Source organism: Arthrobacter sp. 001422645 (assembly GCF_059816125.1).
In genome coordinates this window covers 1-7,860 of record NZ_JCBANT010000027.1, presented here as the reverse complement: position 1 = coordinate 7,860, position 7,860 = coordinate 1, and the positions used below count along the sequence as shown (strand labels likewise).

9 protein-coding genes are annotated in these 7,860 nt (G+C 64.5%); 4 read left to right on the top strand and 5 right to left on the bottom strand.

Annotation, left to right across the window (positions count from 1 at the left end):
* Nucleotides 1–287: 287 nt before the first annotated feature.
* Nucleotides 288–1,517: an MFS transporter gene (locus AC6EUH_RS18205; RefSeq protein ID WP_499739494.1), complete on the bottom strand. Its 1,230-nt coding sequence runs from the start codon at nucleotides 1,515–1,517 to the stop codon at nucleotides 288–290.
* A 144-nt stretch (nucleotides 1,518–1,661) separates the two neighbouring features.
* On the opposite strand from AC6EUH_RS18205, the gene AC6EUH_RS18200 reads away from it, so the two are divergent.
* On the top strand, nucleotides 1,662–2,024 hold the full coding sequence (locus AC6EUH_RS18200; RefSeq protein ID WP_082492678.1) for a ClpX C4-type zinc finger protein: 363 nt from the start codon (nucleotides 1,662–1,664) through the stop codon (nucleotides 2,022–2,024).
* A gap of 77 nt (nucleotides 2,025–2,101) precedes the next feature.
* On the opposite strand, the gene AC6EUH_RS18195 is transcribed toward AC6EUH_RS18200, so the two are convergent.
* The 3 genes from AC6EUH_RS18195 to AC6EUH_RS18185 form a co-directional block, all read right to left on the bottom strand.
* Nucleotides 2,102–2,602 carry a GNAT family N-acetyltransferase gene (locus AC6EUH_RS18195; RefSeq protein ID WP_499739493.1) on the bottom strand — a complete coding sequence of 167 codons (501 nt, stop codon included), beginning with the start codon at nucleotides 2,600–2,602 and terminating at the stop codon, nucleotides 2,102–2,104.
* Between the two features lie 190 nt (nucleotides 2,603–2,792).
* Entirely contained in the window at nucleotides 2,793–4,664 is a 1,872-nt protein-coding gene (locus AC6EUH_RS18190) for an alkyl/aryl-sulfatase (RefSeq protein ID WP_499739492.1), read from the bottom strand.
* A 244-nt stretch (nucleotides 4,665–4,908) separates the two neighbouring features.
* Nucleotides 4,909–5,664, bottom strand: coding sequence for a phosphotransferase (locus AC6EUH_RS18185; protein WP_499739491.1), 756 nt, complete (start codon nucleotides 5,662–5,664; stop codon nucleotides 4,909–4,911).
* 341 nt (nucleotides 5,665–6,005) lie between these two features.
* Between AC6EUH_RS18185 and AC6EUH_RS18180 the strand changes: the two genes are divergently transcribed.
* The 3 genes from AC6EUH_RS18180 to AC6EUH_RS18170 all read left to right on the top strand — a co-directional run bounded on the left by AC6EUH_RS18180 (nucleotide 6,006) and on the right by AC6EUH_RS18170 (nucleotide 7,452).
* Entirely contained in the window at nucleotides 6,006–6,215 is a 210-nt protein-coding gene (locus tag AC6EUH_RS18180; RefSeq protein ID WP_499739490.1) for a hypothetical protein, read from the top strand.
* A 141-nt stretch (nucleotides 6,216–6,356) separates the two neighbouring features.
* The gene (locus tag AC6EUH_RS18175) at nucleotides 6,357–6,872 is read left to right on the top strand and encodes a class I SAM-dependent DNA methyltransferase (RefSeq protein WP_499739489.1); all 516 of its coding nucleotides are present in this window, start codon (nucleotides 6,357–6,359) and stop codon (nucleotides 6,870–6,872) included.
* Nucleotides 6,873–6,951: 79 nt separating this feature from the next.
* Nucleotides 6,952–7,452 (top strand): hypothetical protein, encoded by a 501-nt coding sequence (locus tag AC6EUH_RS18170; protein WP_499739488.1) that lies wholly within the window; start codon nucleotides 6,952–6,954, stop codon nucleotides 7,450–7,452.
* Between the two features lie 11 nt (nucleotides 7,453–7,463).
* Here AC6EUH_RS18170 and AC6EUH_RS18165 read toward each other — a convergent pair whose 3' ends face one another.
* A complete protein-coding gene (locus AC6EUH_RS18165; protein ID WP_499739487.1) occupies nucleotides 7,464–7,703 on the bottom strand; it encodes a GNAT family N-acetyltransferase in 240 nt (79 codons plus the stop codon).
* Nucleotides 7,704–7,860: the final 157 nt, after the last annotated feature.

Sequence of the window (7,860 nt, the reverse complement as noted above, 5' to 3'; positions counted from 1 at the left end):
GCCAGCGCAGCAACGGACGCGGTAACGGCGTCCACCGCCTCCCGGCATTCCGCACTCCACCCTGCCCTGCTTTCCACACTCTTATGATCCCGCGAGCCACCGACAATTTAGTGATGACGCCGGCGGTGCTGCAACTGAGGCCAGGACTGCCCCCTGCCCGTAGTGGGAACCACCACGGAGCAGTCCGCCATCCGCAATTTAGTTGGCTGCGAGCCATTGACGACACTCTGCTGCCGGGTTAGACCTCGCCCCGCCAGCGCTCAGGCCATTTTTTGCAGTGGCTCGAGTCAATCCAAACTCGAGCTGTCGAAGCCTGCAGGGAAATTTGTCCAGCTCCGCATCGGCGAAAGTGCGATGGGGATTGCGGAGACGCCGGCGAGCAGGGCCCAAATCCAGAGCACGGGTTGGACACCTATCCGTGAGGCCAGCGCACCACCGGCAAGGCTGGCGACAGGCATGATTCCGAGGACAAAGAGCCTGTTGCTGGCCATGACTGTTCCGAGCCTGCCGGAGGGCGCGATACGCGGGATGATACCGGCGCCAGCTACCGATATGACCACGACGAGGAAGGCCCACCCGAACGCGGAGACGCCGAGCCAGAGGGCCGGGAACCATGGCAGGCCCGGAGCAAGCGGCGTCAGGGCAACGACCGGGACGCAAGCCACGCCTGCGAGAATCCTCGTCCTTCCTATGCCTAGCTGTGTCAGGATGGCCGGCGCTGCGAGTGTGGCAACGAGCCCTCCCATGGCGGCGAAGGTACTGAGCAGCGCAAAAACAGCGGGGCCAAGTCCCAGGACGTTGAGGGCATAAACCGCCAGGGCCGCGCTGCCGAACATGGTCGCAGCGTTGAGGATCATTCCTGACAGGAATAGGCCCCTGAGCACCGGGTGGCGAACGGTGAAGGACAAGCCGCGCCGGGCCGTCAGCCAGAATCCCTCGTGTTCCCGGGCTCGCCTGATGTCTTCGTCGACCTTGATGCTCCGGAGAGCCAGTGCCGACAGGGCGTAGGAGATTCCAGCTGTCACCAGCACAAACGGTGCAGCAACGGCACTGAGCAGCGTCCCCGTCACGGACGGGGAGCCGACGGCGACCGCGCTGGCGGCCGACTGCAGCCGGGCCTGGGCGTCGCTGATCCGATCCTTGCCCACCACCGAAGGGACAAACGCTCCATGTGCCGTAGTGAAGACAACATCGGCGACGCTAATCAGCGCCACGCACACCAACAAGTGCCCGATTGTCATGGCACCCGCCAGGAAGGCCGCCGGAACGCTGAGGACCACCACCATGCGGACCACGTCCGCGGTGATCATCAGCCTGCGCCGACGGCGCCGGTCCACCCAGACGCCGACCGGCAGACCCAGGACGAGGAACGCGCTCAAACCGAGGGCGTTAATGATCCCCACCTCCCAGGAGCCAGCCCCGAGCATTGAGACCGCAATGATCGGGATCACGACGCGGCTTGCTTCGTCCCCGACCCCTTCGAACGCGCTGGAAGTCCACAGCTTTCGGAAAGCCATCAGCCCCATCAGAGGCACTGCGGGCGGTGGCCGGCTTCCGGCGTCGATCTGGTGTTGTAAGGTCACGCCTGACAACCTGTCAGGCAAAACCTGACGCGTCAAGTAGGCTGGAGATCGTCTATGAGTCAACCGAAGGAGAGTGTCATGGGACAGGACCTGCCTTTGGCCGGGCCCCTGATGTGCAGCTTCTGCGCAGGACCGGCCAGTGCGTCACGTCGATTGGTGGCTGGTCCCGGCGTTGCCATCTGCCCGGACTGTGCCGCGGCGGCCATGGAATTGTTCAGCCGCAAGAAAGAATCAACGGTCAGGGCTCCCTGGTCAGGAATGACTGACGACGAACTGCTGGCGCACCTGCCGGAGATCGCCGCCGTCGCCTCGCAGGTCGAGGAGCGTTTGGGTGCTTGGGTCGGAACCGCGCGCGAAAGAAGGATCAGCTGGGCGCGCATCGGCGCGTCGCTGGGAATGACCAGGCAATCAGCATGGGAACGGTTTCAGCCCCCGCGCTGACAGCCGTGCCCCGATCAGTGGGGTCGCCTACACTGCAAGGCGACGCCGCGATCTGGCCGGATGCGTTCGCAGTTGACTCAGATCCCTGGCTCACCGGTTCTGATCCAGTAGCGCAGCACAGGTCCGTCCCTGGCGTCATCCTCGAGGATGCCGCCTAGTCGTTCGATGGTCTTCGCCGAGGCAAGATTTTCTGCCTCGCAAACAACCAGCAAGCGTTCCATGCCGAGTGCCCGCGCCTCGCAGATCATGCGGCCGAGCGCCCAGGTTGCCAGTCCGCGCCGGCGGGCCGACGGCCGTATGCCGTAGCCGATGTGTCCGGCCCACGGCACAACATCGTTTCCCTCGTGACGCAGCGCAATCCCGCCGAGCACTTGGTCGCGCTCAATGATCCAGCGGTACATACAGCGTTCCGACTCCCCAACCAGCCGCTCCAGCCAGGCTGCGAACCCGGCTGGCGAATCGACGTCGTCGGTGGTCAACAGCCCGAACCCATCCTCGTGGACGCCGGCACCCCACTCGGCACGCGCCTCAAGCCAGGCAGCCTGCAGCCGACTGGCAGGTTCAATCAGCTTGGGCATGCCGCAACTGTAGCTCCAGCATCCGGGTACTTTCCAACGATGGCTGGCACGTCCGGGCAGTCCGATGGACACTGGACGACGCGGCACGGGCTCTGGGACGGCGGCCGCCGAGGTGAGAGGAACGGGACTTTCTCAGCCGCACTTGACCAGATCGAGAACTTCGTGCGTGGCATTCCCGGGAACAGGCGAGCTACGGAGTCACTATGTTGAACGACGGATCGCCCTTATCAAGGACGCCGAGCAGGTTTTGGAGGACGGTGGCGTCACCGTCGATATCTATGCCGGCAGAGTCCATGTCCCCGCTGAGGAGCGCGAGCATCCGGCTTTTGGTGAGGGAAAGCTTCACCGAGGCCGTCGCATCGGCGGGCCGTGGGGTGCTCATGAGCACGCCGTTGCGCAGGATCACCCGATAGTTCGTAGTGAGATCTGTAAACGTCACGTTGAGTGTCAGGTCGAGATCCCATGCCTTGGGTCCGTTGACCGAGATCGCAAGTGAGTCGAAGATCTGTTCGGCAGTGAGCTGGGCGAGAATCGCTGGCGCTGCCGTCACGGCCGGGGTGCCAAAGTTGCCTCCGCGGAGTTCGGTGGCGCCCGAAAGGAAGAAGTTCCGCCAGGTCCCGTTCTCGCTGCCATACCCGAGCTGTTCCAAGGTGTCGGCATAGAGGGCGCGGGCTGCAATGTGGTCCGGGTCGGCGAAGACGGCGTGGTCCAGCAGGGTCGCCGCCCAACGGAAGTCTCCCGACTCGAAGGCTGTTTGGGCGAGTTTGACAACTTGATCGAGCCCGCCCATCGCCTCGACGTACCGGATCGCGAGTTCGGTGGGGGGATGCGGCCAGAGTCGCCCGGGGCTGGCATCAAACCATCCCATATACCGCTGGTAGATGGCCTTGACGTTGTGGCTGACGGAGCCGTAGTAGCCACGGGTGCTCCAGGCACGTTCCAGTGCCGGCGGCAGTTCGATGATCTCGGCGATCTCCGATCCTGTGTACCCCTGGTTGATGTACCGCAGGGTCTGATCATGCAAGTAGGCGTATAGGTCACGTTGTGTGGCCAGATAGTCCGCGATGCGATCGGATCCCCAGGTGGGCCAATGGTGGGACGCGAAGGCGACGTCAGTCCGAGCACCGAAGGTTTCGATGGCCTCGGTCAAGTAGGTTGCCCAGACGTGGGGGTCGCGGACGAGTGCCCCGCGCAGGGTCAGCAGGTTGTGCAGGGTGTGGGTCGCGTTTTCGGCCATACACAGTGCCCGGTACCGGGGGAAGTAGAAGTGCATTTCCGCCGGCGCCTCTGTCCCCGGCGCCATCTGGAACTCGATCTCGACGCCGTCGACAGTGTGCGTCTGGCCAGTCTCACTGATGTCGAGGGTCGGTACTATGAGTCCGACTTCTCCAGTCGACGTCGTCTGGCCGAGACCTGCGCCAACCTGACCAAGAGGCCCGCGATCCAGGGCAGCGCCGTACATGTAGCCTGCCCGCCGGGCCATGGCGGTCCCGGCGTAGACGTTTTCGGACACCGCGTGTTCGACGAAACCAACGGGTGCGATCACTTCAATGTGACCGGCGTTCACCGCCTCCTGCGACGCGACGCCGAAAACACCGCCGAAATGGTCTACGTGGCTGTGCGTATAGATGACGGCGATAACCTGCCTGTCGCCCCGATGCGTGCGGTAGAGGGCGAGTGCCGCGGCCGCCGTCTCCGTCGAGATCAGCGGGTCGATCACGATCACTCCCGTGTCGCCCTCGACGAACGTGACGTTGGAAAGATCCAGGCCGCGCACTTGGTAAACGCCCTCAACCACCTCATACAAACCCTGTTTGGCGACCAGCGTGGATTGGCGCCAGAGGCTGGGGTTGACCGACGGCGGGGCCTCTCCTGAGAGGAATGCGTAGCTGTCGCTGTCCCAGACAGCCCGGCCGTCCGATGCACCCACCACGCCAGGGTCCAGAGCTGCGATGAACCCCCGGTCTGCATCGACAAAGTCGGCACGGTCGCTGAACGGGAGCGCCTCCGACAGTTTTCGATGGGCTGCACGGATCGCCTCAGAGGCTGGCTTGGATTCCACTGGTTGTCCATCCCTTCGGGCGGGAACACTCGGTGCGTATCACTATGCACGACCCGGTGAACCCTGACAACGCCCCCTATGGGAACCCGTCGCGGGTCTCCCCTGTAGTGGGTATTGCACGCCTGAGAGCCCAGCGGCAGGAACTCGTCAACAATTTGGATAACTCCGACATTGCCGATTGGCCTGCACGCGCTGGTGCCGGCACCGCTGCACACGGTGACGATCAGAAAGGTCTTCGCTGTCTTCAAGCTTGAGCGATTGCTTGTTCCCATGCCGCCTTGTTTTGAGCCACGTAGTTGGCAGCGGCGCGCCAATGCTCACCATGCCCGTTCGCAAACATATCTGCCCAGGGTTGGAACCCACTCTCACGTGAGGAACGTAGCATTTCGAACATCGCCGCAGCCCGTTTCGCCATTGCGGCCGGCAGCGCCTCGCGCAACGCCAGGTCGGCGCCGTAGCCGTCGACCAGAGCGCGCAACCTCGTAGCAGCTGATTTCACTGCCTGCCCTTCGAAGAGCATGCCGAATGACTGCGCGGCGTATGCCAGATCCCACAACCGGGTGCTGGGCCCGGCACCATCCCAATCAATGAACACCCACCGGTCTCCCACGATGAGGTTCCACGGAGCGAGGTCGTTATGGCACATCAGATTCGGATTCGCCGCGGGCAGCAGCATCCCCCTGGTGCCTGGCTTCGGGACCACGAATTTTTCGCTCGCATCGTGGATTTGCCGAATCATCCGACCAACCCGCAGCAAATCCTCCTGATCGAGGGGCAACTGATCCAGCGCGAGAATGCCTTCGACGTACTCGACCACATGTCTACCTTCTTCGTCACGGCCCAGAGGCTGAGGAACGTCCACCCCTGACGATCGGAGCGCACTAAGATACTCCTGGACAGCGGACGAGTTCTCCAGCCAAGGTTTTCGGACGGTGTGACCAACGCGCACAACACTTTCGGACGCATTTCCACCCGTCAGTTCTTCCTCTTCCTCGACCATCCCAGCAGGCTACCGGGAGCCAGCCCAACAACCAATGGCCCACGGAGCCGAACAGGTCCAGCCGGAAGTAGCCGGGACCTGCGCGAGCCACGCTCGTCGACTTTCGACACACCAACCGGACCGTCTTCGGAAGACCATGGAATGCTACGGGTGTGGAAACCAAGAAACTGTCGAAGTACGTCCGCTACCAGGCAACATGTCCAAACCTCCGAGGCACTTATCCAGGCATTTTCGCTCTCGCAAACGGTCTTGCCCAAAGTGGCGAACTCAGCGCAGTCGACTCGGGTCAATGGCGCCGCGCAAACGACCGGGCCGATGCCGCGTATCCGGACCCTGCAGCCGTGGATGCATCCGTCTATGATCGCAAGATCAACCCAACAGCCCAGTCCTGGTTCAAAAGCACAGCGCAGCATCTCCTCGCTGATCTGCACTTTTACGAGGACCTCCTGAGGCGGCACCACGTCGAGTACCAGGTGCTGCACTCGGACGATCCAGGAACCGTCCTCTACGAAGACGAAGTCCAGATCGTTGTCAGGCCTCGACTGTTGTAGCGAATCGTCCAGGGTTCCCGCCCGCATCACCCACAGCTCTGATTCGTGACCGCTGACTCAGGAGCGGACGAGACAATGCCCACCGGGCGAATCGCCTCCGACACGGCTGCGCAGTCAGAACACCCCCGGTAGCCTGTCCAGATGAGCGCTGATGATCGCCTTGCCACCGTCCGGTCAACGTACGATCTGGTGGCAGAAAGCTACGCAAGCGTGCTGCCCGACGCCAGTTTCGAAGCGCCGGTGGACCGCGGCATGATCCAAGCGTTCGTCGCCCACGTCACCGAGGGGAACGCCCGTTCAGTAGTCGATGCCGGCTGCGGGTCGGGCCGTATGACCCGGCTGCTGTCGTCCCTGGGAGTGGACGTGTCAGGCATCGATGTGTCCGGCGGCATGATCGACGTGGCCCGGCGGTCCAATCCAGAGCTCAGCTTTGAGGTCGGCGAACTGGCGGACCTCCCTTTCGCGGATATGCAGTTGGGCGGGGTCTTCGCCTGGTATTCGATCATCCATTCGCCGCCCACGGATCTGCCCCGGATATTTGCCGAGTTCTTCCGCGTTGGTCGCCCGGATGACCCGCCCGGCACGGACTTACGAAACAACGCCGCAGGCAGTTCTTCTCGCCCGCCGTCCAGGCACAGGAGAATAGTCCGGCCATAGGGGCATAAGCCAGTCCCGGCGGCCCCCTGCCAGCCGGCAACGGCGGACACCCGCAGCGACTGGCCGATATCGTGGTTCCATGAGGCAGACCGCGGGACAAAAGCTCGGATCGTTGCTGCTTCCGCTGTATCTGCTGGCGGTCCTTGCCGGCATGGCGGCCGGCGCGGGTGCGGGCGCTGTCCTAAGCGCGGTTTCGGCGATCCAGCGGGCCATCCAGCCCGAGCTCGCCGCGGGCTGGGGACCAGGCGGAATCGGGATCATGCCGGTCCTGATCGGCCTGCCGGTCGGAGCCGGGATGGCGTTGGCCCCGGCCACCGGTGCCGTTGTGGGCTTGTTCGTGCAGGCGTGGAATACGCCGTTTCCGTCCCTCAAGAGCCAGGCACGGGCTGCCGCCTGGGGTGCCGGATCGGCCTCCGCCCTGCTCGCCGGTGCCACGCTTTTCCTGACCGGCGCGGACCCGGTGGCGACCCTCGCGGCCGGTGCAGCCTATGCGTTTGTCTCATTCCTGCTGGCGTCCGCCACTACCTACCGGCTCCTGCGGTACAAGGAAGCCCGGGAGTCAGCCGCGCAAGGAGACTGAAGGCTCCGGCGTCAACAGCCGGTCAGGTGCCGCTTCGGCCGCTCCTGCCGGTACAGGTACCGGCCAACGGTGTGGAACCCGGCGCGGGTGTACAGTTCCCGGGCTCCGGAATTGGAGGCCATGACCAGCAGCCAGTAGCGGCCAACGCCCTTGGCATCCCCCTCACGCATCAGCGCCTGCAGGATCCGGAAGGCAAAGCCTCGCCGCCGGGCGTCCGGGCGTGTCGCCATGCAGTACAGCCCGCCGGACAACCCGCCCGCCCCGACTCCCCCGCCCGTGGGGGGGGGGGGGGGGGGGGGGGGGGGGGGGGGGGGGGGGGGGGGGGGGGGGGGGGGGGGGGGGCGGTGGGCGGGGGGGGGCGGGGGCGGGGGGGGTGGGGGGGGGCGGCGGGGGGCGGGGGGGGCGTGG